The following is a 24,857-nucleotide window of genomic DNA, read 5'->3' on the forward strand; positions in this document are numbered from 1 at the left end:
GTATTACAATAGTGATTTTTGCCAAAATATTAGACCATTTGCCTTACGGTAGATGTGAATCGTGGGTAAATTTTGGTAAAAGGTAGATATTAATAATTTTCTCCAACTACCATGACACAACAGTTGACAAACCATGCTTCATTGTGGGTTGAGCGACTGGGACGATTTGGCTATGTTTCTAAAGGAGTAGTTTACGGTATCGTTGGACTACTGGCAGCACAGGCGGCTTTTGGCAGTGGTGGTAAAACAACTGATACCCAAGGCGCTCTCCAAACAATCGTTAACCAGCCATTTGGTCAATTTTTGCTGGCTTTAGTTGCAATCGGCTTGATTGGATACGTAATCTGGCGTTTTGTACAGGCAATTAAAGACCCAGAAAATAAAGGTAATGATGCCAAAGGTTTAGCAATACGAATTGGGTACGCAGTTAATGGCTTGATTTATGCAAGTTTAGCCTTAAGTGCAGTGAAAATCGTTACGGGTACAGGCAGCGGTAAAAATAGTAGTGATTCTACTGAAGATTCAACAGCAAGTTTGCTTTCTCAACCTTTTGGTGAATGGTTAGTTGGAACTGTGGGGGTGTTTGTAATTGCTCTAGGCTTCTATCAGTTTTATCAAGCTTTTAGTGGCAAATTTCGTAAAGAACTCAATTTAACTGAATTAAGCAACACACAAGCCCAATGGGTAATGAGGATTTCCAGATTTGGTTTAGCAGCACGGGGTATAGTATTTTGTATTATCGGTTGGTTTTTAATTGAAGCTGCAAGACAGTCGAATGCCGCTACCGCCGAAGGTTTGGATGAAGTATTACAGACGCTAGCGCAACAGCCTAACGGGGCATGGCTTTTGGGTATTGTGGCACTAGGTTTAGTTGCCTATGGGATTTACACGATAATACAGGCGCGGTATCGGCGGCTAGTCAATGTTTAGATGGTGCAGTGCCGAGAATTTAAATTTATAGAAATGGCAATAATAGAAACCCGTGGTATCTGGCTGACTACTACTGATAGTAAGGTTCTCAGGTCAAAGCAACGCATTGCCGAGGCGATGGATTTCCTGGCCGAAACGGGATTTAATGTGGTGTTTCCCGTTATTTGGAACAAGGCAGTAACTTTATATCCCAGTCAAACAATGCAGCAGACTTTTGGAGTCGAAATTGACCCTATGTCTGTAGGCCGCGACCCTTTAGAAGAAGTGATAGTTGAAGCGCAGCGAGTCGGGTTGAAAGTTATTCCTTGGTTTGAATACGGTTTTGCCAGTTCCTACAATTTAAATGGTGGTGTACTTTTACAAAAAAAACCGGAATGGGCTGCGCTTGATTGTAATGGTAACTTACTGAAGAAAAACGGCTTTGAGTGGTTGAATGCACTCGATAGACAGGTGCAGGAATTCTTCTTGAGCTTGGTGCTGGAAGTTGTAAAGAATTATGATGTAGATGGTGTTCAAGGAGACGATCGCTTCCCAGCATTACCCTCTGAAGGTGGCTATGATATGGGAACTGTCAACCGCTATCGCCAGGAATTCGATCGCAATCCGCCACAGAACCCCAAGGATAGGCAATGGTTACAGTGGCGTGCAGATATTCTGACTGACTTCTTGGCCCGTCTCTACCAAGAAGTGAAAGCGGTGAATCCTAATTTATTAGTAGCGATCGCACCTAATATTCATGATTGGGCATTCCAGGAATATCTGCAAGATTCACCCACATGGCTGAAGCGGGGAATAGTTGATATGATTCAGCCGCAGATTTATCGCCGTGACTTTAGGAGTTATCAGGCGATCGCTGATAAACTGGTAAACCAGCAGTTTACAGGTACAACACTGCCCAAGTTAGCACCAGGAATACTGATGAAGCTTGGCTCTTACTGTATTAGTCCAGAATATCTGGTGCAGACAATTGAATACAATCGTCAACTTGGCATTCAAGGAGAGGTATTCTTTTTTTACGAAGGTTTGCGCGAGAATAACAATGCCCTTGCTAAAGTTTTGCGAAAAGGGCCTTATGGTAAGTCTGCATCATTTCCTACTCTGTCAGATTTGAGTGCAGGTGGTGTGAGTCACAAGACGACATCTTCTATTTGGTCAAAAGTAGAAAATTTGTTAAAAAAGATTTTTTAAGGGAAAAGGCGCGTGGAATATAAATTGCCAGTGGAAAAGGTAATTAATACTTTAAAAGAAGATTTACCGACACTTTTTCAAAAAGATATTTCTTATGAAATTTATACACAGGATATCTATTTTAAAGACCCCGTGAATACATTCAAATACAAATTTAACTATCGCATTATATTTTGGACTTTACGATTTCACGCTCGGCTATTTTTTACTCAGATTTACTTTGATGTACATGAAGTTTATCAATCAGCCGAAGACACGATTTTAGCAAAGTGGACGGTGCGGGGAGTGTTGCGCGTTCCCTGGAAAGCAGGGTTACTTTTCAATGGCTATTCAACGTATAAACTCAATCAAGATAATTTGATATACGAGCATATCGACACCTGGGATAGAAAGCCAAAAGAGATTTTACGGCAGTTTTGGCAAAGGGAAGGAGATATTTAGTTACATATTATATCATTAACAGACTAGTAGGGTAGGTTACGGAGTTTGGCCAAACATACTCTAATAGTCTATGAAGGGTGCTGAGTTCAGTTAGTGGTAGCGCTGCGTTTGGCCCGTACCTTCTAATAAGAATAGCTTAACCTCACCCGGATAAAGCTGTGCTTTATCTCCTCAAAATATTAAGACTAAGACGCAGACAGGAAAGTTGATTTTTAAACAATTACGAACCTTGCAAAAGATCATTAATTGAACTTATACTCTGTTTTATTTGTTCTGTCAGAGAAGTTCTTAAGAAGTCCAGGTTTGCTGTTGAAAAATTAAGTAGCCCCAAAGCATATAATAGGCTCGAAAGCCCAATAAATAAAGCCAAAAATCTCCCAAAACAACCAGGATTGATTTCAATGAAAGCTAATTTAGATTGCCCGATAACAGCAATCGTTATAAAAACAATTCCTACTATTAAAAAGGTGCTGTTTGGAGTTAAATCTGTCATTTTTCGATTAAGATGCCTCAGTAATTTTATTGTAGCTACTATTAGTTCAAATTTCTGTCCCTGCTATATGCAAAAACATAAAAATTTTGCAACTCAACATTTACCCTAAGCTAATAAGGCCCTGGCTATTGTACTATCGGTGTTGTAACTTCTCGTGTGCTATGATTTAGAAAGATATATTTTGATTTGAAAACTTATTGAGCAATAAATAGCGCTAATTGTCTCAATTGTGTATAAATTTTTCTATCTCACTCAGATATTTAAGGAAAAACCTAGCTTCTGCAAGAAGCGCACTAACCGATGTGCGTCTAGCAGAAATTCAGATATCGTGAATTTGCAGTTGATTTAAACTCAATTCTACTTCTTACGATTTTGCTGAGACTATGCAGTGGTAAAAGCTTCAGCATCAAAAAGCCAAAATTTAATCACTCGTGTACTAGACGTTGATTTAGTTTATATATTAAACTACACTAAGACGACAGGAATAGTGGGTTTTTATGGAAAGCGTCCAAAACGTTAGTCAAGAGTTGAATGGAACAACAGACACAGCACTAGAGCAACTACAAAAGTCTACTCCAGTAGAGTTCAAAAAAGATATTTTCAAAAAACTCAGAGGTGGATTTTTTGTAGTACTAGGATATTTATTATCACCACTATGTTGGTGGAATGACCTACTATTCAATCTGCCAATAGCTTATGGGTTTGGGTATGCATGTAGTTTACTTTCCCCAAAATTGCTTCTACCTTGTTCGATTATCGGATACTGGCTTTCTAATATTGTGGGAATTCTCTTGATGCAATTCGGTTCCAAAGACATTTTTCAAAAAGAACCTCAAGAGCATAATCTCAAAAAAGAATTGTTTACAGGTTTAATTTCTTCAACACTTTATACCCTGTTGATTATGCTATTGATACAGTTGAAGATTCTTGATTCTCCTATTTTATTCTCCAACAGTTAATTTAGTTTATCACTTTTCTACAAAGGAATCGATTGTATGGATGCACATCTGTGTGTCCATACTACGTATGTGTAGTAGATATACATAGTATGGAAGAGTTACAAACAAAAAAACCCTGACTTCTTGAAGAAATCGGGGTTTTGAGTCTCTTGATGGAGAGCAAGTCAACGAGCATGAAGATCAATTTTCATCAAATTTTAAAAATTCACTTAAATTCAATAATTTTGGAGCCTCCTTACTTACAATTAATGGCAGCTTACCATTCCATTTTTCTATTGTTTGCCTTTGCAGAATTTCTGGAGTTAAACCATCACGTAATAATCTGTGCATCTCAGCTTCTCCTTTGGCTAAATTAACTTTTGCTTCAGCCTCTTTTGTCGCTTGCAGTGCTATAAACTCTGCTCGTTTTGCTTCTTGTTCAGCAATCTGCTTTGCCTCCACCGCCTCACCAAACCGTTCAGAAAAATGGACATGAACTAGAGAAATATCATCAACTGCAACGTGATAGCTACCCAGCCGTGTGGACAATGCATCATCTATTTCACTTTTGACTTCTGCTCGTTTAGTAATAATTTCTTCGGCAGTATACTTTGCTATTACTGCTTTTAATACTTCTTCAATAGCTGGGTTAATAATCCTAATAACTACATTTTGTTCATCTCCAATTTCTTGAAAAAGGGCATTTGCTTCCTGGGGGATAATATGCCAATTGAGAGCTACATCAGCAAAAACATTTTGTAAATCTTTGGAAGAAGCCTCAGTGGAAATTTCCTGTTTTTGGACTCTAATACTCAACTTTGTCACAGTATTAACTATAGGAATAATTAAGTGAAGCCCTTCTCCTAATATCTGGTTTTGTACTTCACCAAATTTCATTAATACACCACGTTCTCCTGCGTTTACAATCACACAAGGCGTCAGGAAGAGAGTTATCAGGAACAAAAGAGCGGTCAGTTTACCGGCACTGTTGAAATTTGTAAATTTTATCATCTGTGTGAACCATGTATGCGTCTTCTCTAGAGACACATATTTTAGGAACTATGGGCTTCTTTCCGTCATGATTTTAGCTCGACTTTATCCCAAATTAAGAACATTTTCGACTTAATGGCAACTGGTCATTATTCAGCCGATATACACCAGTAGGTTCGATAATCGGATCGCCTTTATTCCAGCGACGGGCTGTAGTTTCCACACCTCTCACCTGACTGTAGGTAGAAACTAAAACATCAGGACGATTAGTAGTCAAAGCACCAGAACCTGTATATGAAGTCGCACTTAATAAAGCTTTTGTGATGTAATCCCATCCACAAATCGAAGCGATCGCTCCTACCTTAATCCATCCACTAGAGCATCTATAGCCAATATTAGGTTGTTGCTGTTACTGGATCGCGCAATCGGTGTTGTAGTTCTTCTTGACTTCGGATACTTCAACTTGGCAGCTATTTACCATACCCTTACACCCTGTTTCTGCTTCTACTAATTTAGTCCATCTTCATGGATAGCTGGTATAAGCTTATGTAACAAAAAATAAGCTTATTACCCTGACAAAATGACGATCAAATCCAGTTATTAATCTAACACTGTACAAATCGCGAGTTAACAAATTTTACTTAATGAAATTTGGCAATATTTTTAAATACAATACATACTAAATACATCACATTGATACAGTAACTTTATATAAAAAAGTGATTATTGTCTTAGCTATTCCGTAATCATCTACTATAATGTTGGATACTTCAATTTCCCGATTAAAACGATAAATATTACATAGTAGGTACTAATGATACAACCGACTATCGGACAATTAGAAACAGAAATATCACAGCGAATCATAAATTTATATAATAATAAATTAGGAAAGTCTCCTAGCCAAATCATTTGTCATTTTTTTGATACTGAAATCGTAATTTCTATAGAAAACTCTGTTACCCAAGCTGAACAAACCTTACTGAAAGGAGGATATGCTACTTTAGCTGAACAAGTACGATTATATTTAGAGAAAATAATTAAACCAGATTTAAAAAATTTGATTGAGGAAATTATTGGTCAACCTGTCCTCTACCTGATGACAAACACAAATTTAACAACAGGTCGTAGTGGGATTGTTGTAATTCTCAAAGAATTACCTGAACTTCGCAATCCCGAACCTATTCCCAAGATAAATGTTAGGAATTTAGCTGAGTGATGTGGCGACTGATTACCACTTCTAATTGATTAAAATCATAGGGTTTAGTAATGCAATCATCAAATGCTGTAAGCATTGTGGAGCGATCGTCTTGTACCGTTGTTAGAGGTGTAACTGCAATGATTGGAATGGTAGCAGTTTTGGAGTCATGTTTAAGATCGTCAATGACTTGGTTCGCACTCAAATTAGATAGTTTCATATCTAGCAGAATTAAATCTGGTTGATGAGTTTGTGCCAACATCACAGCTCTCACTCCTTGTTTAGTACAAATACATGAAAAATTTAATATTCCTAGATGAGAATTAAGTAGCTCTAAATCATGTAAACTCTGTTCTACAACCAAAATTAAAGGCTGTTCATTCATAAGCAGTTAGTCCTGTTTAAAAAAAGCTATTTCTAAAAACTCCATCTATCAGGAAAACTTGAAAGTCTTTATTTATAGTAAGTGTTTAATTGAATGTACGAACGACAAACTAAAGCATAAAAATTAATAGGTTAATGTATAGTTCATTCGGTTGTCCATCGGCGCTAAATTTTAGGAAATAACATAGCAAAGCAGTCATAACATCAAGCAAATATTAGCATAATTGATGTATGTAATTGCAAGGATTGACTATAAAGATCAGTACTTTATGGTAATAAGTGATACTTAATGCACTGAAAGTTGCATATTTACTAGCCTTAACCAGGAGTGCCCAAATTGCGTAGGCATCGCCTTTGTTACATTACCATAACTTAATTAAGTATATTTAATCATCAAGCAACTTACGTGCATAAGCGATCGCCTCTGTTGGAGTTGAAACTTTCCCCTCAGCTTGTGCTACGCCAATTTCAGTTAGCAGTTGACCGATAATTGGCGAAGCTGGAATATCTAATGTTGTAATCAACTCCTTTCCGCTTACTAATGGAGTGGGATGAGCGATCGCATCATCAGGATTGAGGTAGCGGTCGATCAAAGGTCCTAAGACTTGGTAACTCATTGCTTTCGTTTCCACTGCTGTGTGTAGTGGCTTGTCACCAGATATTGCCTCTACCAAATTATTAATTGCTACAGCTAGCACTGCCGTAGCGGGGAACACAATATCTGCGTTATGAAACAAAAAGTATTGTTCTCGCAAGGACATATCAACTACTTGAAATTGCGGTAACAATTTCAGAGCAGTAATTACACCTCGGATTTCGGCACGACTATAAGTTAGTTCCTGTAGCTCTATTTCTGCTAATACTGGATCTGGGTTGACGAGACAAGCAAGTTTGGCAATACCTAGCCAAGTAGTTTTAATACTATCGCGGACATATTCTTGCAGTTGTACACCTAGTTGTTGCCAATTCTCTGTGAGTAAGCTGGCGGCTGTGTCAACTGCTGCTAGTTTGAGCAAGCTTTCACGGGTGGCATTTTTGAAGAAAGGGGCAAGTAAACCATCTTCCCAAGCCATTGTAATCCAAGGAGTACCCTGAGAATTTGCCAGTAGATAGCCAATTTCTACCCTAACTCTTTCGGCCGCAACTTTGCTCAGATGTGATGCCAAAGAACGAATTGCGGCTTGGGTAGCTGGCTCAATAGTAAAACCTAGTTGGGCGGCTTGGCGATAACCTCGCATTAACCGCAAAGGGTCATCTTCTAGGTTCGCGGGTGATACCATTCGCAAAATGCCCTGTTGTAAGTCTACATAACCTTGCAGAGGATCGATAATTTCTTGCGTATGGGGATTATAAGCGATCGCATTTACTGTAAAGTCCCGTCTGTGCAAATCAACTTCTAAACTATCTCCTTCCTGTTGGGCAAAATCAGCCGTGGCGTGGGGAAAAACCACACGCGCAATTTTTCGTTTTGCATCGAGTAACACAAAACCAGCTTTGTAATGATGAGCGATCGCTCTTGCTACCTTTACCGCCTTGGATGGTATAACAAAATCTAAATCTAGATATTCGCGGGTTTTGCCCAGGATTGCATCTCGGACAGCGCCACCTACCATGTAAGCGGGTTGTGGTAAGAATTCTAAGCTAAAAGGCCAATTTTCGGGAGCGAGGGTAGAAGGAATTGATTCGTGCATTGTAATAAAAATCAACCCAGCAACTCATGAATAACAGTTGGGCTTAAGTTAGATTAACAATAAAGGCCCCTGGAGTTGGTTCTATTATGTGTATTTGCGTGAATTGCCACTATGTAGACAGCTGTGTTACCTATCATGCCGTAGAAGGGCAGCACCAACAGCCTCACTTGACTGAAACACCAGATTTTGATCCGAATGAACCTTCTATCAATGTCAACATTCGGACTAAAGATGATGTGATTGAAATGGAATGGGATGTTGTTGGTTGTCTGAGCTTCAAGCGAGAAACGGGTAAGTGGTCGAAGTTGCGTCCTGGTGAATTAGTGCCGACTTGAAACGTCAAGGTATATTATGCCTCAGTCCATTAATAACAGAATCTTGACAATTCAATCCCAAGTTTCCTAGTGCAAGCAAAAGTATTTATTTAAACTTTGCACACGTAAGTTTTTCGCGGGGGTATAGCGATCGCTAAAACCCTGTTTCTTTCGTTGAACCCCTCGAAAAGCTGCTGTGTAAGCGTTTGAGGGGATTTATTATCTTTTTGTCAATAATTTTAGCTTATTGACGAATCAATTAGACCTCCTCTAAAATTACTTTTCAAAACCATTCACAGTAAGGGTTATATAAGGGTGAGTTTTTCAATCACTTACCCATCACGGGGATGGAAACGCATTAGTGTTAATGAAAATTTCTTCATCAAAAGCAAAGTTTTTCAATCACTTACCTCTTATGAGGATGGAAACTTGACTATGATGTGGTTGAATATATAAATCAAGTCATCTCTAAAAAATAAATATTTTAATTAACTTTGACCACAGAACTAAAACACCTCACAGCAACAAAATACGCTTTAGCCCTGCACACCACCACTCCCGAATTAGGACTAGCAGTTAGTAATTTTTCAGGTGATACTCGCTCTCAAATTTGGAATTTAGGGCGTGATTTATCTAGTTTAGTGCATCAATCTTTAATTGAATTTATCAAACCGCAAACTTGGGCAGATTTGTCCTTTATCGCAGTTGCAAAAGGCCCCGGCGGCTTTACAGGAACTCGAATTGGTGTTGTTACTGCTCGTACTTTAGGGCAACAGTTAGATATTCCTGTATTTGCGATTTCAACTTTGGCTGCGGTAGCTTGGTCAGAAGCCAGAAAAAGCCAAAATTTAACAACTTTTGCTGTGGAAATGCCAGCACAACGGGGTCAAATTTTTGCTGCTATTTATCAGTTTGAGCCAGATACTTCTAAACTAAAAGTTGGTTTGTCAGATAGAGTATTGACACCAGAAACATGGCGGGAAACTTTAGCGAATTGGAACACTAGTTATCAGTTGATTCAAGCCCAATCTGGGTTAGCAGCGACGGTGACAAGTATTTTGGAACTAGCTAACCTCGATTGGCAAGAGGGCAAATTTCCTAATTGGTCTGAGGCTTTGCCATATTATGGGCAGCATCCAGTAGAAGTTTAACTGATATGTACACAGTGCATAAATCCAAAATCAAAACAGCCACAGCCAAACTGGGAGAGTAACCAGCAATACTATAGCCCCAGCAGCTAAGGCAGTAACTGCCAGATCGCGATCGAGATTGAATGTCTCAGCAATTACCAGTGTGGCAAAAGCTGGAGGCATGGCGGTTTGTAGGACGATTATCTTTGCGATCGGCCCAGCTAATCCAAATAGGGGTAAGATGCTACCCAATATCAAGGGAACTAGCAGCATTTTGATTCCTAAGCTCATCCCTACTTGTGGTAGGCTACGCCAAGATTTGAGCAACGCCAGACGCATTCCAATTAATACCAGGGATAAAGCTACACTACTCCAAGCAAATTTTTCTAACCAGAATTCTGCAACTGTGGGAATTGTCACCTGCCGAAACAGCAAGCCAAATCCAAAACCCCATAGCGCAGGATTAATTAAAATCGCCTTAGTAATCTGCCAATGATTCTGGACACTACCACCAAAACTAACTGCTAGCAACACGCCCAGAGCATAAGTTCCTGGGAATGAACCTAACAAATCGTAAAATAGTGCCCAAGCAAAGTATTCTTTGCCTACCATTGCTAAGGTAATGGGAAAACCAAGATAACCAGTATTACCCAACATTGCGGCTAATATCAAGCTAGCCTGAGTTGGTGGTTGGGGGATAGTCTTTCTAAAATAGGCTTGTCCTTTAATGGCTAACCAAGCTAAAAATGCTCCTAGTAAAATGGCTAGGTAAGCGATCGCAGGTGCAATCCAAATTTGCCCTGATAAACTGGATTGACGCAAAAACGATACTATGCTTATGGGTACTCCCACCCAAAAAAGAAACAGTCCTAAACGTGTAGGAACTGTTACAGGTAGTTTGCGTCCCAGTATAAAACCTACCAGGACTAATCCTCCCAGCTTGACGTATAGTTCTAAAAGGTTTGTCAAGATTGCGCCTAAGAACCACAGATGTAAAATGCTACCTGTTACGTTTACTTTTGTCCAGTGCAAAATCTGTTATGGCTATTCCACAAAAACAGGAGTTTACCCTTGAATAAGGCAGGGTTTTCTGGAAAACCGCAAAACTCATCGAACGATCTTAGTGATGATATTCCAGTGGCTGTACGCGATACCCCTGTTGCAGCACCTAAAATTTGGTTGCAACCCCGAATTATTTTGATTGGGGGATTTGCGGGATTTGTCTTGCTCGCTTTAATTAGCGGTTTTTTGTTTTTCGTCACAGCACCCAAAAAAACCGCCGATTCTCAACCTTTACCAGCTACTTCTGCTCCTGTAACTCCAACAGCATCTAATAATTCCAGCGATACTGTATTAGGGCATTTTCCATACCCAGAAGCCCCTGAGTCAGAACTAGTAACCATCTCCGCAAATAGGGGCATTAGAATGCGAAAAGCTGCTGCCCAAAAGTTTGAGGAGATGGTAGCAGCAGCCCGGAGTTCAGGTGTAATTTTAGTACCAATTTCTGGCTTTCGCTCAGTCAAAGACCAAGAGCAGTTGTTTTTTGCTGTTGGTGCGCAGCGAAATCAAACGCCAGCACAACGAGCTGCCCTCAGCGCTCCTCCTGGGCATAGCGAACATCATACGGGTTATGCAGTGGATGTTGGAGACGGAGCAGTACCAGCAACTAATCTTCAAACAAACTTTGACAATACCAAGGCTTATCGGTGGCTGCAAGCAAATGCACCGCGTTTTGGCTTTGAAATGTCATTTCCTAAAGATAATGCTCAAGGTGTGAGTTATGAGCCGTGGCACTGGCGTTTTGTAGGCGATCGCAATAGCTTAGAAATGTTCTATAAAGCCAGAAATTTAAAACCCGCTAAAATATCACCATAGGAGACAGGAGAAACAGGAAAGTTAAGAGTATTGTTATATCGATCGCGCTAAATACTAGCTTTTTTCAGAACTGTATTGGCTCTGTAGGGCTACTTAAAAAAGCTATCAATAAAGTCAGAGGTGACGTAATAATCACCTCAACCATTTTTACTTCTACATGATGCCAATTCAGAAAAGTGAATTGATGAATCGATGAATCATGCACAAGGGTAACGCCAAATCATATCCCATTATGCAATTCCAACCAACTTGGCGCTTAGTTCCCATAAGCGATCGCCTTTGTCGTCATCGCGAGCTTGAGGAGAGACTTTTTGCACAAAAGACTTGCCATCTTTCTTCTGACGATTTCCCCAACTCCAATAAACACCAGATTGATTATACTCAGGATCGGCAACCACGGCAGCAACCCGTTCTCCCGCCAACTCTTGAGACACGTATCCCCCAGTGATGTACTTCTGGAATAAGGGGAAGATTTTCTGAAACAGGGGATAGTGGTTTCTAAATAGCGGCGTTTCTGCAACACATCCCGGATAAAGAGAACTGAAGACGATACCAGTTGACTTGTGATACCGCTCGTGCAGTTCCCGCATAGTCAGCACGTTGCAAACCTTACTGTCTTTGTAAGCTTTAACTGGTTCAAATTTTTTGCCATCAATCATCGATATTGGCTCTTTAAACCCTTCTGCAAAGCCTTGCAAATCGCCTAAGTCGGGACGTGGTGGAATCTTTCCACCGAGTTCGTCTGGATTGTGCGTGACTGTTCCTAAAATTACCAGCCTTGGCTCTAAAGATGATTTCTTCAGATCCTCTATCATCAGGTTGCACAATAGGAAATGCCCCAGATGATTAGTAGTGACAGTTAACTCATAACCTTCTGGACTGCGTAACGGCTCTTTGATTAAAGGCATATAAATTGCAGCGTTGCACACCAAAGCGTCTAAAGACTTGCCAGTGGCTCGGAAGTTCTTCACAAATTGTCGAACACTTTCCAAGGAGCCAAGGTCAATATGTATGCTGGTATAACTGTTGTAGGGAATTTCCACATCTTGAGCAGCTTTTTGTGCCTTCGCTAAATCCCGACAGGCTAACACCACATACCATCCTTTCTCAGCAAGAGCTTTTGCAGCATACAAACCCACCCCCGAAGAGGCACCTGTAATTACAACCGTTGGCTTCTGATGTTGTTCCATTGTGTTCGCACTCCATTGACTGTCTCTAGGATCTCATACCAGCGAGCCATCATTGTCACCAGGTTTTTCAGGGCTGTATTTAGGCTGAACTAACGCCCTTCCATCACTCTCAGAAAACAATAATCGAAGCAGAAAACTGAAACTATGATTAAATCAAGGTTTGAGGCTTTATTTTCTAATATAAATTTAAATTCAAAAATGCAGCTAAAACCTGGAAAGTAAGGTCTCGTAAGCCTTGCAGCGATTGCTTTCTCCAAGAGTTATGGAAGAGGGATAAGAGTGATGGAAGAGCGCTAAATAAGTGGGCTAGAAAATCCCCAAGTATTTTACGAAATGTAAATACAGCACATACTTTGCAAATTCGTTATTTCACCGTTTTTACAAAACTAAATATATATTGGTTTTATCGTGCTTACCGACTTAACCTCGATACAAAAAACCTTCAAACAAGTAATTATAATAACTTTTTTTGTATAGTGATGAATGCAATATCAACTTTTTTTGATTTCAAATATATTTTTTTCAGATATATTTCAGATGTATATTATTACTAGACTGAAAAGTATAAATAAATTGCCTAGCTGTTTAACAATTTCTTCTCTGTGGATAAGCTTCTACAATCTGTAAAAAAAATTCTCCAAGACAAGCCTCTCGATCCAATTCAGTGGTTTGTGCTTTATCAATCGTGGTTGGGTAAAACTTATAGTGAGATGGCAGAGGTATCAGGCTACGGCAACAATTACATCAAGGAAGTTGGTTCTGAGTTGTGGCAAGACCTTTCTATAGCACTTGGAAAAAGAATAACGAAAAAAAATCTACATTTAGCCTTGAATAAACACTTGCAAGACGAGATAGATAATCAAAAAAATCAGATCCAAGAAAAGTTTGGTGAAGAATCTAGCTTAGAAATTGTTTCTCCAGACTTTTTTTCAGCAAGCAAGATAGAATTTCCTAGCGGCCCTGTAGCACTGGATTCTCCTTTTTACATCAATCGCCCTTCGCTGGAAGAACTTGTTTGTAATGAGGTTTTACAACCTGGTTGCTTAATCCGGCTCAAAGCACCTAGAAAGATGGGAAAAAGTTCTCTACTCAATCGGATGATTGCTTATGCTAGAGAGCAAGATTATCAAATTGTCTGTTTGGACTTTCAAGAAGCGGATCGAGACGTTTTTGCTTCCCTGGATAAATTTTTGCGTTGGTTTTGTGTAAATGTCAGTAGGCAGTTAAATCTATTTCCTTGTATAGATGATTTTTGGGATATAGAAATGGGCAGCAAGGTAAGCTGCAAAATCTATTTTGAAGCTTATCTATTGCAATACATTGATGATAGTCCTTTAGTTTTGGCTTTGAATGAAGTCCATCGGATTTTTGAACATCCCAATATTGCCCAAGACTTTCTGCCAATGCTGCGATTTTGGCATGAACAAGCAAAGCAAGATCGGACTTGGCAAAAACTACGGATGATAGTGGTTCACACCACAGAAATTTATATTCCGCTTAAGCTCAACCAATCGCCTTTCAATGTAGGGATAACAATTACACTGCCACCATTTACCCTTAAGCAAGTACAGAGTTTAGCATTACGTTACGGACTAGATTGGGCAGGAAACTCGGAAGGCGCAAAACGCCTTGCACCCCTACAAGCTATGGTAGGAGGACATCCCTATCTGGTGAGCCTTGCATTTTATCATCTATGCCAGGGTGGAATGACGCTAGAGGTGTTATTAGAAACTGCATCTACACCAGTAGGAATTTACGGTCAGCATTTACGAGAACTGTTGACACTATTGCAAGAAGAACCAGAATTAATGTCAGCTATGCAACAGGTAATTGCAACAGATGAAAAAGTGGAGTTAGACGCGATCGCTGCTTACAAACTAGAAAGTATGGGTTTGGTTCAACTAAACGGCAATCAAGCTAGTGCCATGTGTGAGTTATATCGTCTTTATTTTAGTCAACAGTTTGGAAAGCAAAATAGCGCTAATGCTTCTATTAAATTTTCACACTAGTTTTGAGAGTTCATAGTAAGTTATAATTTTTTTACTATGAACCTAATATTTTATCGAAATTATGAGCATTTTTTCAAATTTACCTATGCCCGTTTCTTGATTGAGATATAGAATAAATTTAAAATTAAAAAACAATTAAATGAAAAATTATCGATATCAAGTTGGTGGTACTCTTACTAATGACGCTCCTAGCTATGTTCAGCGCCGAGCGGATGTAGAACTTTACGAAGCTTTAAAACAGGGTGAATTTTGCCACATTTTAAGCTGTAGACAAATGGGTAAATCCTCACTTATGGTGAAAACAAAGCACCGCTTGCAAAAAGAGGGCTTTAGATGTGCCACCGTTGATATGACTAATATTGGTTGTGAAAATATAACTCCAGAACAGTGGTATAAAGGAGTTGTCGGCGATTTATGGTTGAGTTTTAAACTTTTAGGAAAAGTTAATTTAAAAACCTGGTGGCAAGAACAAAACGATCTTTCTTTAGTTCAAAAAACCAGTCGATTTATTTCAGACATTTTGTTAACTCAGTTTCCTAACGAAAAAATATTTATTTTTATTGATGAAATTGATAGTATACTTAGCCTCGATTTCTCTGTTGATGATTTTTTTAATTTGATTCGGTTTTGTTACAATCAACGAGCAATAAATCCAGAGTATTATCGGATTACATTTGCAATTTTCGGGGTTGCTACACCTTCAGACTTAATTATATATCAAAATAATACTACCCCTTTTAATCTTGGTAAAACCATTCAAGTAAATGGTTTCACCTTTGAAGAAGCTCAACCACTTTCTTTAGGACTAGATATTAAAGATAATCATCCTCAGAAAGTTTTGAAAGAAGTATTAGCTTGGACAGAAGGGCAACCATTTCTTACTCAAAAGCTGTGTCGGCTACTTGTGAGTTTATCTCAAGATGATATGGGTAGAAATTTGAAAATTCCTCCTGGCACAGAAGAATTTTGGATAGAAAATGTGGTGCGATCGTACATCATCGAGAAATGGGAATCACAAGATGAGCCAGAACATTTACGAACTATTCGCGATCGCATCCTCAGAAATGAAAAATTTGCCGCCAGATTGTTAGGAATTTATCAACAAATCCTCCAAGGATTGAAAGTACCAGCCGATGATAGTCGAGAACAGGTAGAACTGTTGCTGTCTGGTTTGGTAATCAAAAAACAAGGTTGTCTCCAAGTAAAAAACCGAATTTATCAAGAAGTTTTTAACTTAGAATGGGTTGGAAAAAAATTAGCTTATTTGCGCCCGTACTACGAAAGTTTTAATGCATGGGTAGCCTCAGAAGAAAAAGATAAATCTCGCCTATTGCGTGGACAAGCCTTGATCGATGCTCAAACGTGGGCCAATGGTAAAAGCTTGAGCAATTTAGATTATCGGTTTTTAGCTGCTAGTGAAGAATTAGATCGGCGAGAAGTACAGCAAGCATTAGAGGCTGAACGCGCTCAAGAAGTCGAAGCACGACTTTTTGAGCAACAAAAAAGGCTGGCTCAACAAAAGAAAAATGCCACAATAGTGACACTTTTGCTCGTAGGTATGACTATCAAGTTGGTGATTTCTATAGTGTGGGGAGTATCGCTTTTACGAAAGATTGATGTTTTGGAATCACAGCTAAAATGTGCCGAGCCGACTACAACCATTCAATTTACTCACTGTCCAAAGTCAAGAGCTGCTAGGGAAACCTCAGAATAACGAGCGTTAAAAAACTCTCAATACTCCAAGTGCGGCCGATGTATAGGTTAATTATCACGAGCAAATTTAAAACAGCTTTCCGAAAATTTACTTGTCGTAATGCTGACTTATTTATGACGATGTTTATTAGCTCAATATGCGATCGCTAATATTGTAGCGGCAGTCTTTAAAGTCAAATGTAGCGTAGCCCGTCGTAGACATCGCTAATGTATGATGATTGGTTTAGTGCATTAGCGTTCGCAGAGCGTCTCGTAGAGAAGTTCACCGTAGGTATCGCAAACAGAGACCAAAGCTACCAATGATGTGAGTTAAAATCCTGATATCTTCAATCACTACTAACGCAGACAGCCTCCGAAAAAGCGATCGCTATGCTTCAGTATCCCCATCTCGAACAAGCGCTAAAATATCACTTCGGTTATGACCAATTCCGCCCCGGACAACGGCAAATTATCGAAGATGCGCTGCAAAATCGAGATTTAATGGTTGTGATGCCGACTGGCGGGGGAAAATCTCTATGTTTTCAACTACCAGCATTGTTGAAAAATGGACTAACTGTGGTGGTGTCGCCGTTAATTGCTTTGATGCAAGATCAAGTAGAAGCACTGCGAAATAATAATATTAATGCCACATTTCTCAATAGCAGTTTGAATGCTTACCAAGTGCGATCGCGGGAAGAAGCCATCCTCAGTGGTAAAGTAAAATTACTCTACGTCGCCCCAGAACGTCTCCTGAGTGAAAGGTTTCTTCCGTTTCTCGATTTAGTTAAAGAAAAAATCGGTATTTCTAGCTTTGCTATTGATGAAGCGCATTGTGTTTCGGAATGGGGACACGATTTTCGTCCAGAATATCGCCAGTTGAAATCTCTGCGAAAACGCTATCCTGATGTGCCTACAGTTGCTCTCACTGCCACAGCAACCGATCGCGTCCGCAGTGATATCATTCAACAACTAGGACTAAAGCAACCAAGCATCCATCTTGCCAGCTTTAACCGTGAAAATCTTTATTACGAAGTTCGTCCTAAAACTAAATATGCTTACGCTGAATTGTTAGAACTCATTCGAGAAACTGAAGGTTCGACAATTATTTATTCTTTAACTCGTAAAAAAGTTGATGAATTAACTTTTAAACTACAAAATGATAAAGTTATTGCTCTGCCTTATCATGCTGGATTAAGTGATGAAGAACGTAGTAGTAATCAAACGCGATTTATTCGAGATGATGTCCGGGTGATGGTGGCAACAATCGCCTTTGGAATGGGAATTAATAAACCCGATGTGCGGTTGGTAGTTCACTTCGATTTGCCCAGAAATATAGAAAGTTATTACCAAGAATCGGGTAGGGCTGGTAGAGACGGAGAACCATCTCGGTGTACGATATTTTTCAGCTTTGGTGATGTTAAAACAATTGAATGGAGTATCGATCAAAAAACCGATCCTCAAGAACAGTTGATTGCTAAACAACAACTGCGTCAGATGATCGATTACGCTGAAGGTACTGATTGTCGGCGAACAATTCAACTGGGTTATTTTGGAGAAAGGTTTCCAGGAAATTGCGGTAATTGTGACAATTGTCGTCACCCCAAACCCGTGCAAGATTGGACAATTGAAGCTATGAAGTTTTTATCTTGTGTGGCGCGTTGCAAAGAAAGGTTTGGGATGTTACACATAATTGATGTGTTGCGGGGGGCAAAAAAAGACAAAATTATCCAGTACGAACACGATAAGCTTTCTACTTACGGTATTGGTAAAGATAGAACTGTCGATGAATGGCGAATGTTGGGGCGATCGCTTTTACATCAAGGGTTAATAGAACAAACTAGCGATGGTTACTCAGTTTTAAAACTAAATGCCTTAAGTTGGCAAGTCATGCGAAAACAACGCACAGTTTCGCTAGCTGTAACCACAGTGCAAAAGATTACCTGGGAACCGGAGAGTGAAAAAGCAGAAGTTGCAGAAATATTATTACAGAAGTTGCGATCGCTACGTAAACAATTAGCTGATGAGCAATCTGTACCACCTTACGTCATCTTTCACGATTCCACTTTAAAATTGATGGTACAGGTGCAACCTCAAAACTTAGCTGAATTTGCCAAACTTTCTGGTGTAGGTAGTCACAAACTCGCTCAATATGGCGAAAAGTTCATTACAGAAATTCGCGCCTACCGCCAAGAAAAAGGTATGCAAAATAAATCGGTTACTTCCGCTTCCGTATCATCTGCAAACTCATCTTCTTCTTATACTGAATTGCAGACATTACAATTGCATCAACAAGGTTTAAATATTGCTCAAATTGCCCAAAAACGCAACCTTAGTCCAGCAACAGTTAGCAATCATCTAGAAAAACTAATTGAAAAAAATCAGCCAGTTGATTTAAATCAATTAGTACCTTTAGAACATCAACAAAAAATTTGGCAAGTTTTAGAAGTACTCGGTGACATTTCCCTTACTCCCATCAAAGAACAATTAGGCGAAAGCTACACTTTTGATGAAATTCGTTTAGTACGGAGTAAGTGGCGGCGTGAAAATCGTAAGAGATAATTTGCTCAGAACAAGTAATAAACAAGATTAAAGGAGTTAGCCGATGAGTGAGATGCTTAATACAGGAGTACGTTGGACAATTCACGATGTGGAACTCTTCGCAGAAAATGAAGGGACGCGCTACGAGATAGTTGATGGAGAATTATTTATGACCAGGGCACCTCACTTTAAACATCAGCAAACTTGTGGCAAGATTTTCCAACAGCTTAACATTTGGTCAGAATCTACTGGTTTAGGAGAAGCTGTAATCAATCCCGGTGTTTTGTTTTCAGAATCAGATAATGTGATTCCTGATGTGGTTTGGGCTACTAAAGAAACCTTGGCGCTAACATTGGATGAAGCGGGACATTTAACTGGCGCACCAGATTTAGTAGTCGAAGTTTTGTCTGCCAGCAATGAAGATCAAAGACGAGATAAAGAAGCTAAACTTAAACTTTATTCTTCCAGAGGAGTAAAAGAATATTGGATTGCTGATTGGCGATCGCGTAAATTAGAGGTCTATCGGCGCGAACAAAGTCAACTGAACTTGGTAGCAACCTTATTTAGTAGCGATCTTCTCATTTCTGGGCTATTGCCTGGTTTTAGCTGTACTGTAGACCAGTTTTTTCCTGTATAAATTTTAAGTTGAATGGAAAAATAGCTCTCGTTCTTTTCCCAAAACACAATTTGTATAATTTATTGTTCAGATATCGCCTTGCACCAATAACTAAGTTTTCTCCTCATCAAGGCGATATCTATAGATCGTCAGTTTACATTAAGAAAAACTGGGAATTTCAGAGTTAGAATCTTGTGATGTCATAACAGACTTTGAAGACTCAGTGTTTTGGTTTTTGACAGGCAGAATTACAGATAGCAGCTTAGGCAGTGCTAGACAGGCAACAGTATTTAACAGCGTCAGAAATATACCATCTATCAAACTCATATATTAATCTTCTCCGTTTGAAAATTGGTGGTGACTATCTATATTTATTAGTTTGAAGCAAAATCAGTAGAATTGCGTAAAAACAGAATTTAGATTTCTTTTAGAAAATATAAGCTAAATAAATATATTTTTATCAAAACAGAATAAAGGCGTCAGTCGCCAGAATTCAGTTGGGTATTTTAAACGAAAAAGCAGATAGCGTCGCGTCTTGATTCTGAATCCTGTTAGCGTAGCGGGGCATAAGCCCATTCTGAATTCTGACTTCCTTGCGCTGAGAGGTCTTAGGGGGTCAAACCCCCTATTCACCAGATATATCTTCACACAAGTCAGGGATCGGAGTCTCTAGGTAAAGAGCAAATTAAAATTGCCATATCTATGAAATTAGGCTAGACATGAATGAAAATATCCGCTCTTTATCTATCAAAAGGATGAAATATAGGTATAACAATTTCCTATATCTAAAGAAACTAAATGTTTATCTCTAACTTAAAAGTATACTTCTGACAGAAGATGTTAAAAAAAATTAGGCATAGTAAATTAACATCAATAAAAATCAAAGTTCCTAAACAATTCGGGCAAGTGTGCTATACACGTGCTTGGAACAGCCTAAAACTTTGTTAAAATCAGCAACACACAAACTATGAACTCTACCACCGAAAAACGTATCGCCTTGATTTCCGTCCACGGAGACCCAGCGATTGAAATAGGGAAAGAAGAAGCTGGGGGACAAAATGTTTATGTGCGTAATGTGGGTGAAGCACTAGCGCAGCTGGGATGGCAAGTTGATATGTTTACCCGCAAAGTGAGTCTGGAACAAGACTCGATAGTTGAACATAGCAACAATTGTCGAACTATCCGTTTAAAAGCTGGCCCCCTTGAGTTTGTGCCGCGAGATGAAATTTTTGAATATCTGCCAGAATTTGTGGATAATTTCCTCAAATTTCAAGTAAAAAATGATTTTACATACGAGTTAGTTCATACTAACTACTGGCTCTCTAGTTGGGTGGGGATGGAGTTAAATAAAATCCAACAGAGCAAACAGGTTCACACCTACCACTCCTTAGGAGCAGTCAAGTACAACACTATAGAAAATATTCCTTTGATTGCTAGTCAGCGATTAGCAGTGGAAAAACAAGTGTTGGAAAAAGCAGAGCGAATTGTAGCGACAAGTCCGCAAGAACAAGAACACATGCGATCGCTAGTTTCCACTAAAGGCAACATCGACATCATTCCCTGTGGTACAGATATTCAGCGCTTTGGTTCGATTGCACGAGAAGCAGCCAGGGCTGAATTAGGGATTGATAAAGAAGCCAAAGTTGTACTATACGTGGGGCGCTTTGACCAACGCAAAGGTATAGAAACTTTGGTACGGGCGGTAAACGAGTCTCAACTACGCGACTCCAAAAATATCCAGCTAATTATTGGTGGTGGTAGCACTCCAGGTAACAGCGACGGCATTGAACGCGATCGCATTGAGCAAATCGTCAACGAATTGGGAATGAGCGACTTTACCACCTTTGCGGGTCGTTTGAGTCAAGATATTTTACCAACTTATTATGCTGCTGCCGATGTTTGCGTTGTTCCCAGCCACTATGAACCCTTTGGATTAGTAGCGATCGAAGCGATGGCAAGCGGTACACCAGTGGTAGCAAGTGATGTCGGCGGACTTCAGTTTACTGTAGTTAATGAAGAAACTGGTTTATTAGCTCCACCGCAAGATGTAGATGCTTTTGCGTCTGCTATTGACCGAATTCTCTTAAGTCCAGAATGGCGAGATGAATTGGGTAAAGCTGGTAGAAAGCGCGTCGAAACTAAGTTTAGCTGGGATGGCGTAGCACATCAACTGAGTGAACTTTACACCCAACTGTCGCAGCCACAACCAGTAGCGGCAACAGCAAAAGAATTAGTACACTCAACCGCCGAACTAGTTCAATCAGCAGCAAAAGAACTAGTACATTCAACCACAGAACTAGTGCAGTCAGCAGCAAAAAAGCCAGTTTTAGCTGCTAAATAATGCTTTTGTGTAACAGATAATGGTGAGTGAGTAACTCGGATAATATTTTGGGTTTAAATTTGGCAGCGATTGCCTGAGCTTGGAAAACTCAACACCAAAAACAAACTGTATAAAAAACGAACTTATCACTTAAACGCAGAAATTATCATAAGATAAGGTTCTGCGTTTTTTGATTCGCAGCTATCACCAAAGCGAGTAACCGCTATGATAGTTGAGGTCTGCTATGCTTTGACTGAACAAAAATAAAAGTATAGCGATCGCTACCATTTGAATGTTAACAAGTAATCGCTTTGCAACCAGTTGACTTTACCACTCTTACAGCTGCTTGTAGCGAAATCCGCGCTAACTGGCTACCATCACGCTTAGAACAAGTTTACCAGCGCGATCGCTACACGATTGCTATGGCATTACGCACCCTGCAACAGCGAGATTGGCTACAAATTTCTTGGCATCCCCAAGCTGCACATATTTGTATTGGCGATCCGCCACCGCGATCGCCAGATACCTTTACCTTTAGCCAACAATTAATCCACCAATTGGGTGGTTTAGCGCTGGTGGCGATTGAAGCGATCGCTCCTTGGGAGCGGGTGATTGATTTACAATTTGCCCGTCGTCCTGGAGAAAGCGCCCTGTATCATGTCTATGCAGAAATCATGGGCAAGTATAGCAACGTCATTCTCACCGACGCTAACAATATAATTATCACTGCCGCCCATCAAGTCAGTCAGCAACAATCTAGCGTCCGTCCCATCCAAACCGGACAACCTTATGAAACACCACCCAAGCTGACTGGAACTGTCCCCAGTTTGAGCGAATCTCAAGAACGTTGGCAAGAACGGGTAAGTTTAGTGCCAGGAGCAATCAAGCGGCAATTGCTCAAAAGTTATAGTGGTTTGAGTGCTGCATTAGTGGAGTTAATGCTGCTAGAAGCAAGTATTGCACCAGAAACATCCACCGATACTCTCAACCCCGACGACTGGCGACGGCTGTTTGAGCGTTGGCAAGAATGGCTGCAAGCCCTAGATTCCAAACAATTTCAACCTGCTTGGACAAAAGATGGTTACACCGTAATGGGTTGGGGTGCAGTTGAAAAGGTCAAAAATATCCAGGAGTTACTTAACCGATACTACAGTAATCAAATTGACCAACAGTTATTTTCCCAATTGCGCCATCAGTTGAGTCAGAAGTTGAATAATATTCTGGCGAAATTACGCAATAAAGCTCAAACCTTTCAGACGCGCTTGCAGCAATCAGATCGAGCCGATGAGTATAGGCAAAAAGCAGATTTATTGATGGCTCATTTGCAAAACTGGGAACCAGGGATGAAAGAAATTATCCTTGCTGATTTTGATACAAATTTACCAATTGCGATCGCTCTCCAGCCAGATAAAAATGCCGTCCAAAATGCCCAAAGTCTTTACAAACAGCACCAAAAGCTCAAACGCGCTCGTGCTGCCGTCGAACCGCTACTATTGGAAGTGCAGACAGAAATTGAGTATTTAGAACAAGTAGAAGCTGCGATCGCTCAGATAGAAACTTACCAAACAGCAGAAGATTTACGAGCTTTAGAAGAAATCCGCGAAGAGTTAATTGGGCAAAAGTATCTGGAAGATCCAGAATACCGCAGCCGCAGTGCCAATGAACCCCCCAGCACCAACTTTCATCGTTACCTTACCCCCAACGGCTTTGAAGTATTAATCGGTCGTAACAATCGCCAAAATGACCAATTAACCTTTCGTGTAGCAGGGGATTATGACATCTGGTTCCACGCTCAAGAAATTCCAGGTAGCCATGTGTTACTACGTTTAGAACCGGGTGCTGTGGCAGAAGAAGCTGATTTGCAATTTGTAGCTAATCTCGCTGCATATTACAGTCGCGCCCGTCAGAGCGATCGAGTGCCAGTAGTTTACACTCAGCCAAAACACGTCTACAAACCCAAAGGAGCAAAACCGGGAATTGCCATTTACAAGCAGGAAACTATACTTTGGGGAAAACCGCAATTAAAATAATTCAAAATTCAAAATGACGCTTTCTACTTCACCAAAACCTAAATCAGTTATTTTAGTTTTTCTCCGCTTGCTTTTTTCTATGGGTGCAAATTGATTAAATTAATCAGTTTTGAGTTGCCCGTAGATATTAGCAGTTTCTTTTTCTTGGTTATGCGCCTGCTTTTTCTAAATGGGAATTTACTGCGCCTTCAAGATGATGTATTTTTTGATTTTGAACATATATAACAGCTTGCTCAAGTTGCTTACTGCCCAAAGAGAATATACCATATCCTTCTTGCCAAGCAAATTTTTCTGATGTAGGGCAAAGATTGTGGTTGAAATGGTGAGAACTACTTCCTTTAATTTTTTTCACAAACTCTGCAATCGCTATTGTTGGCTGGATAGATACTACTAAATGTATGTGGTCTTCAATACCTCCAATGACATGGAGTCTACAATTTAAACTATTGGATTTATTAATGATGTAATTATAAAGCTCAGTTTCTTTATCGGAGGTAATTAGAGGTTGGCGTTTTTTTGTTGCCCAAACAATATGATAATAAAGTCGCCACAGAGACATAATATTTTTTAAATTTTGTATTTATTTACATACATTTATGTTTCCCATATTGCTGAAAAAAATTATCATATTAGCAGTGTCAGTCAGCCAGTGAATCAGGAATCAGCCAGAAAATCAGCCCAGCCAGTTCACGAAGCCAGCCAGAAGGCAGCCAGCAGCCAGGCAGCCAGCCAGGGAATGAAATTCCCTGTCTGAAAGCTAAAGTCGTCTGAAGACGACTATCTGAAACTAGAGAACAATTAAACCAAGTTTTTTTAGTCCTCTTCTAGAGGACTTGCACTATTAGACAGGGAATTCTATTCCCTGGCTTGCTATTCCCTGGCTTGCTATT

The 24,857-nt window shown here is 39.8% G+C and carries 23 protein-coding genes and 1 pseudogene; 15 read left to right on the forward strand and 9 right to left on the reverse strand.

Going from position 1 to position 24,857, the window contains the following annotated elements:
- Positions 1 to 111: 111 nt before the first annotated feature.
- Genes V7K45_RS25330 through V7K45_RS25340 form a run of 3 tightly spaced genes read left to right on the forward strand, consistent with a single transcriptional unit; the run spans position 112 to position 2,559 of the window.
- On the forward strand, positions 112 to 930 hold the full coding sequence (locus V7K45_RS25330) for a DUF1206 domain-containing protein (RefSeq protein ID WP_335007694.1): 819 nt from the start codon (positions 112 to 114) through the stop codon (positions 928 to 930).
- Between the two features lie 33 nt (positions 931 to 963).
- Positions 964 to 2,118 (forward strand): glycoside hydrolase family 10 protein, encoded by a 1,155-nt coding sequence (locus V7K45_RS25335; RefSeq protein ID WP_335007695.1) that lies wholly within the window; start codon positions 964 to 966, stop codon positions 2,116 to 2,118.
- A 12-nt stretch (positions 2,119 to 2,130) separates the two neighbouring features.
- Positions 2,131 to 2,559 carry a DUF2358 domain-containing protein gene (locus V7K45_RS25340; RefSeq protein WP_335007696.1) on the forward strand — a complete coding sequence of 143 codons (429 nt, stop codon included), beginning with the start codon at positions 2,131 to 2,133 and terminating at the stop codon, positions 2,557 to 2,559.
- A 220-nt stretch (positions 2,560 to 2,779) separates the two neighbouring features.
- Here V7K45_RS25340 and V7K45_RS25345 read toward each other — a convergent pair whose 3' ends face one another.
- Positions 2,780 to 3,052 (reverse strand): hypothetical protein, encoded by a 273-nt coding sequence (locus V7K45_RS25345; protein ID WP_335007697.1) that lies wholly within the window; start codon positions 3,050 to 3,052, stop codon positions 2,780 to 2,782.
- Between the two features lie 497 nt (positions 3,053 to 3,549).
- Between V7K45_RS25345 and V7K45_RS25350 the strand changes: the two genes are divergently transcribed.
- Positions 3,550 to 4,011 (forward strand): hypothetical protein, encoded by a 462-nt coding sequence (locus V7K45_RS25350; protein WP_335007698.1) that lies wholly within the window; start codon positions 3,550 to 3,552, stop codon positions 4,009 to 4,011.
- 180 nt (positions 4,012 to 4,191) lie between these two features.
- Here the strand turns inward: V7K45_RS25350 and V7K45_RS25355 are convergent, their stop codons facing one another.
- Together V7K45_RS25355 and V7K45_RS25360 are read right to left on the reverse strand one after the other, a co-directional pair.
- Positions 4,192 to 5,001 carry a prohibitin family protein gene (locus V7K45_RS25355; protein WP_335007699.1) on the reverse strand — a complete coding sequence of 270 codons (810 nt, stop codon included), beginning with the start codon at positions 4,999 to 5,001 and terminating at the stop codon, positions 4,192 to 4,194.
- A gap of 94 nt (positions 5,002 to 5,095) precedes the next feature.
- The gene (locus V7K45_RS25360; RefSeq protein ID WP_335007700.1) at positions 5,096 to 5,257 is read right to left on the reverse strand and encodes a hypothetical protein; all 162 of its coding nucleotides are present in this window, start codon (positions 5,255 to 5,257) and stop codon (positions 5,096 to 5,098) included.
- Between the two features lie 537 nt (positions 5,258 to 5,794).
- Between V7K45_RS25360 and V7K45_RS25365 the strand changes: the two genes are divergently transcribed.
- Complete coding sequence (locus tag V7K45_RS25365; protein ID WP_335007701.1) at positions 5,795 to 6,199, forward strand: DUF2294 domain-containing protein; 405 nt, start codon at positions 5,795 to 5,797, stop codon at positions 6,197 to 6,199.
- On the opposite strand, the gene V7K45_RS25370 is transcribed toward V7K45_RS25365, so the two are convergent.
- Positions 6,180 to 6,563 (reverse strand): response regulator, encoded by a 384-nt coding sequence (locus tag V7K45_RS25370; RefSeq protein ID WP_335007702.1) that lies wholly within the window; start codon positions 6,561 to 6,563, stop codon positions 6,180 to 6,182. The genes V7K45_RS25365 and V7K45_RS25370 overlap by 20 nt on opposite strands.
- A gap of 385 nt (positions 6,564 to 6,948) precedes the next feature.
- Positions 6,949 to 8,253 carry a CCA tRNA nucleotidyltransferase gene (locus V7K45_RS25375; protein ID WP_335007703.1) on the reverse strand — a complete coding sequence of 435 codons (1,305 nt, stop codon included), beginning with the start codon at positions 8,251 to 8,253 and terminating at the stop codon, positions 6,949 to 6,951.
- Positions 8,254 to 8,339: 86 nt separating this feature from the next.
- On the opposite strand from V7K45_RS25375, the gene V7K45_RS25380 reads away from it, so the two are divergent.
- On the forward strand, positions 8,340 to 8,588 hold the full coding sequence (locus V7K45_RS25380; protein WP_251960287.1) for a Ycf34 family protein: 249 nt from the start codon (positions 8,340 to 8,342) through the stop codon (positions 8,586 to 8,588).
- 473 nt (positions 8,589 to 9,061) lie between these two features.
- Positions 9,062 to 9,718, forward strand: a complete 657-nt coding sequence (tsaB, locus tag V7K45_RS25385; RefSeq protein ID WP_335007704.1) for a tRNA (adenosine(37)-N6)-threonylcarbamoyltransferase complex dimerization subunit type 1 TsaB — start codon at positions 9,062 to 9,064, stop codon at positions 9,716 to 9,718.
- A gap of 30 nt (positions 9,719 to 9,748) precedes the next feature.
- On the opposite strand, the gene V7K45_RS25390 is transcribed toward tsaB, so the two are convergent.
- Complete coding sequence (locus tag V7K45_RS25390) at positions 9,749 to 10,666, reverse strand: AEC family transporter (RefSeq protein WP_335007752.1); 918 nt, start codon at positions 10,664 to 10,666, stop codon at positions 9,749 to 9,751.
- A gap of 102 nt (positions 10,667 to 10,768) precedes the next feature.
- On the opposite strand from V7K45_RS25390, the gene V7K45_RS25395 reads away from it, so the two are divergent.
- On the forward strand, positions 10,769 to 11,572 hold the full coding sequence (locus tag V7K45_RS25395) for a M15 family metallopeptidase (protein WP_335007705.1): 804 nt from the start codon (positions 10,769 to 10,771) through the stop codon (positions 11,570 to 11,572).
- A gap of 230 nt (positions 11,573 to 11,802) precedes the next feature.
- Here the strand turns inward: V7K45_RS25395 and V7K45_RS25400 are convergent, their stop codons facing one another.
- Positions 11,803 to 12,762, reverse strand: coding sequence for a protochlorophyllide reductase (locus V7K45_RS25400; protein WP_335007706.1), 960 nt, complete (start codon positions 12,760 to 12,762; stop codon positions 11,803 to 11,805).
- A 602-nt stretch (positions 12,763 to 13,364) separates the two neighbouring features.
- Between V7K45_RS25400 and V7K45_RS25405 the strand changes: the two genes are divergently transcribed.
- The 4 genes from V7K45_RS25405 (at position 13,365) to V7K45_RS25420 (ending at position 19,638) form a co-directional block, all read left to right on the forward strand.
- Positions 13,365 to 14,771, forward strand: coding sequence for an AAA-like domain-containing protein (locus V7K45_RS25405; protein ID WP_335007707.1), 1,407 nt, complete (start codon positions 13,365 to 13,367; stop codon positions 14,769 to 14,771).
- 139 nt (positions 14,772 to 14,910) lie between these two features.
- Positions 14,911 to 16,485: an AAA-like domain-containing protein gene (locus V7K45_RS25410; protein ID WP_335007708.1), complete on the forward strand. Its 1,575-nt coding sequence runs from the start codon at positions 14,911 to 14,913 to the stop codon at positions 16,483 to 16,485.
- Between the two features lie 368 nt (positions 16,486 to 16,853).
- The gene (gene recQ / locus V7K45_RS25415; RefSeq protein ID WP_335007709.1) at positions 16,854 to 19,022 is read left to right on the forward strand and encodes a DNA helicase RecQ; all 2,169 of its coding nucleotides are present in this window, start codon (positions 16,854 to 16,856) and stop codon (positions 19,020 to 19,022) included.
- 52 nt (positions 19,023 to 19,074) lie between these two features.
- Positions 19,075 to 19,638, forward strand: a complete 564-nt coding sequence (locus tag V7K45_RS25420) for a Uma2 family endonuclease (RefSeq protein ID WP_442942049.1) — start codon at positions 19,075 to 19,077, stop codon at positions 19,636 to 19,638.
- Positions 19,639 to 19,776: 138 nt separating this feature from the next.
- Here V7K45_RS25420 and V7K45_RS25425 read toward each other — a convergent pair whose 3' ends face one another.
- Positions 19,777 to 19,944: a hypothetical protein gene (locus V7K45_RS25425; protein WP_335007711.1), complete on the reverse strand. Its 168-nt coding sequence runs from the start codon at positions 19,942 to 19,944 to the stop codon at positions 19,777 to 19,779.
- Positions 19,945 to 20,584: 640 nt separating this feature from the next.
- On the opposite strand from V7K45_RS25425, the pseudogene V7K45_RS25430 reads away from it, so the two are divergent.
- Together V7K45_RS25430 and V7K45_RS25435 are read left to right on the forward strand one after the other, a co-directional pair.
- Positions 20,585 to 21,820: pseudogene (locus V7K45_RS25430) on the forward strand (glycosyltransferase family 4 protein); the annotation flags it as partial.
- A gap of 428 nt (positions 21,821 to 22,248) precedes the next feature.
- The gene (locus V7K45_RS25435) at positions 22,249 to 23,967 is read left to right on the forward strand and encodes an Rqc2 family fibronectin-binding protein (protein WP_335007712.1); all 1,719 of its coding nucleotides are present in this window, start codon (positions 22,249 to 22,251) and stop codon (positions 23,965 to 23,967) included.
- Positions 23,968 to 24,115: 148 nt separating this feature from the next.
- On the opposite strand, the gene tnpA is transcribed toward V7K45_RS25435, so the two are convergent.
- Positions 24,116 to 24,526: an IS200/IS605 family transposase gene (gene tnpA / locus V7K45_RS25440; protein WP_335007713.1), complete on the reverse strand. Its 411-nt coding sequence runs from the start codon at positions 24,524 to 24,526 to the stop codon at positions 24,116 to 24,118.
- A gap of 15 nt (positions 24,527 to 24,541) precedes the next feature.
- Between tnpA and V7K45_RS25445 the strand changes: the two genes are divergently transcribed.
- On the forward strand, positions 24,542 to 24,721 hold the full coding sequence (locus V7K45_RS25445) for a hypothetical protein (RefSeq protein WP_335007714.1): 180 nt from the start codon (positions 24,542 to 24,544) through the stop codon (positions 24,719 to 24,721).
- Positions 24,722 to 24,857 lie beyond the last annotated feature (136 nt).

This window comes from Nostoc sp., from assembly GCF_036917375.1.
Lineage (GTDB): Bacteria > Cyanobacteriota > Cyanobacteriia > Cyanobacteriales > Nostocaceae > Nostoc.

Coding starts and splice junctions, on each gene's coding strand:
- V7K45_RS25370 (WP_335007702.1), bottom strand. CDS start 6,563: ATGAATGAACAGCCTTTAATTTTGGTTGTAGAACAGAGTTTACATGAT.
- V7K45_RS25355 (WP_335007699.1), bottom strand. CDS start 5,001: ATGATAAAATTTACAAATTTCAACAGTGCCGGTAAACTGACCGCTCTT.
- V7K45_RS25410 (WP_335007708.1), top strand. CDS start 14,911: ATGAAAAATTATCGATATCAAGTTGGTGGTACTCTTACTAATGACGCT.
- V7K45_RS25335 (WP_335007695.1), top strand. CDS start 964: ATGGCAATAATAGAAACCCGTGGTATCTGGCTGACTACTACTGATAGT.
- recQ (WP_335007709.1), top strand. CDS start 16,854: ATGCTTCAGTATCCCCATCTCGAACAAGCGCTAAAATATCACTTCGGT.
- V7K45_RS25425 (WP_335007711.1), bottom strand. CDS start 19,944: ATGAGTTTGATAGATGGTATATTTCTGACGCTGTTAAATACTGTTGCC.
- V7K45_RS25365 (WP_335007701.1), top strand. CDS start 5,795: ATGATACAACCGACTATCGGACAATTAGAAACAGAAATATCACAGCGA.
- V7K45_RS25345 (WP_335007697.1), bottom strand. CDS start 3,052: ATGACAGATTTAACTCCAAACAGCACCTTTTTAATAGTAGGAATTGTT.
- V7K45_RS25420 (WP_442942049.1), top strand. CDS start 19,075: ATGCTTAATACAGGAGTACGTTGGACAATTCACGATGTGGAACTCTTC.
- V7K45_RS25380 (WP_251960287.1), top strand. CDS start 8,340: ATGTGTATTTGCGTGAATTGCCACTATGTAGACAGCTGTGTTACCTAT.
- V7K45_RS25330 (WP_335007694.1), top strand. CDS start 112: ATGACACAACAGTTGACAAACCATGCTTCATTGTGGGTTGAGCGACTG.
- V7K45_RS25350 (WP_335007698.1), top strand. CDS start 3,550: ATGGAAAGCGTCCAAAACGTTAGTCAAGAGTTGAATGGAACAACAGAC.
- V7K45_RS25400 (WP_335007706.1), bottom strand. CDS start 12,762: ATGGAACAACATCAGAAGCCAACGGTTGTAATTACAGGTGCCTCTTCG.
- tnpA (WP_335007713.1), bottom strand. CDS start 24,526: ATGTCTCTGTGGCGACTTTATTATCATATTGTTTGGGCAACAAAAAAA.
- V7K45_RS25375 (WP_335007703.1), bottom strand. CDS start 8,253: ATGCACGAATCAATTCCTTCTACCCTCGCTCCCGAAAATTGGCCTTTT.